Genomic DNA, 1819 nt, shown 5'->3' with positions numbered 1-1819 from the left:
AAGTTTTTGAAGGAGAATTTGGTTATTGTACTGAATTTATTTTAGAACTCAAAAAGCCTAAAAAATTTAATAAAGACCTTTTGGTTAACAAATTAGAAAGAATTGGAAGTTCAATGGTTGTTGTTCAAGATAATTCTATTCTAAAGGTACACATTCATGCAATTAGACCAGGAGAAGTTCTAAATGCTGTTAATAGCTTGGGTCAGTTTATTAAAGTTAAAATTGAAAATATGACATTGCAAGCCAACGATAGTAAAAAGAATACCGATAATTCCAATAATAAAAAAGAAACAGAAAATGGCGAATTACAAAAACCTAAAAAATCTGCTGTAATTTCTTGTAATTCAGGCGCAGGTATAATTAATTTATTAAAAGAAAGTGGAGCTTCATATATTGTTGAAGGAGGACAAACTAATAACCCTTCAATCAATGATATTGTATATGCCATTAATTCAACAAACGCTGAGACTATCTTTATATTACCTAATAATTCAAACATTATTTTGTCAGCTCAACAAGCTTCAACAATTATTAAAGATAAAAAAATTATTATAATTCCGACTAAATCACAAGCTCAAGCTTTGGGTATTCTATATAACTTCAGTGAAGAAAATTCAATTGAAGAAAATCATCAGCTTATGAAAGATGCTTTAAATAGCATTCACTATGGTGAAATCGCTCCTTCTATTAAAACCACTAAATTAGATGGCATTAAAGTTAAAGCTGGAGAGTTTATGACTATTAAAGAAGGTAAATTAATTAACACAGCGCCAACTTTTAATGAAGCTGCAATTAAATTATTAAATGAAATGATTAATGAAGATACACAGATTGTTACCTTATTTTATGGTCAAGGTGTTACAGAGGCAGATATAAGTGAATTGCAAAACTATGTAGAAGTTAATTTTGATGTTCAAATTGATATATATAATGGTGGCCAAACTATTTATCCATATCTAATATCAACAGAGTAGGTGTTAAATGAAAAGAATTGTTTTTGATATATTAAATAATGATAATGGGCACTATGAAGCAATTAGAGCTGCTTTAAAATTTAAAAAAAACTTTCCAGAATTTGAAATTATTTTGGTTGGTGATGGAAAATACATTGAAGAAACTTTAAAAGAAGAAACCAAATTATTTACAATAATTAATTCTTGTGAAATTGCACATATTAAAAATTCTCCGAGAGATATTTTAAAAAATAAGTCATCTATGCTAGACGCATTTAATTATTTGGTAGAAAATGATTGTGATGCTATATTAAGCAGTGGAGATAGTGGTTCTTTAATAATTTTATCTAGCTTAAAGATTAAAAGGTTACCAAATGTTTCTAGACCTGCTTTTATGCCTGTAGTACCAACTACAACTCAAAAAAATATATTATTACTAGATGCTGGCGCTAATGTAGAAACCCCGGCTGATTATTTAAATAATTGAGCACTTGTTGCCACTAAATATTATCAAAAATTGTTTGAAAATAAAAACCCCATTATTGGACTGCTTAATATCGGAACTGAAGACTATAAAGGTAATGAAAATGTAAAGTTGGCTAATAGTCTACTAAAAGCCAACAAAGCAATTAATTATCATGGTTTTATTGAACCAAAAGATGCTGTTAATGGTGTTGTGGATATTGTTATAGCAGAAGGTCAAACAGGAAACATATTTTTAAAAACTATGGAAGCATCGTTTATGGGTTTTGGTAGTTTATTAAAACAATCCATAATGTCAAATTTTATATCTAAAATAGGTGGTTGGTTATTAAAACCAAAATTAAAGCAAATTAAAAATAGATTTGATTACAGAAATGTAGGTG

General features: G+C 28.1%; 2 protein-coding genes. Both read left to right on the top strand.

The features are described 5' to 3' along the window. A partial coding sequence (locus JXZ91_RS03005; RefSeq protein ID WP_506736983.1) for a fatty acid kinase subunit FakA-related protein occupies positions 1-974 on the top strand: 974 nt, incomplete at its 5' end. Positions 975-981: 7 nt separating this feature from the next. Then, the coding region (plsX, locus tag JXZ91_RS03000) for a phosphate acyltransferase PlsX (RefSeq protein WP_205851534.1) at positions 982-1819 on the top strand (838 nt) is incomplete at its 3' end.

It is taken from the genome of Mycoplasma enhydrae, from assembly GCF_017116825.1.
Lineage (GTDB): Bacteria > Bacillota_I > Bacilli_A > Mycoplasmatales > Metamycoplasmataceae > Metamycoplasma > Metamycoplasma enhydrae.
The sequence above is the reverse complement of the archived record's forward strand: the minus strand, read 5'-3'. Positions and strand labels throughout refer to the sequence as shown.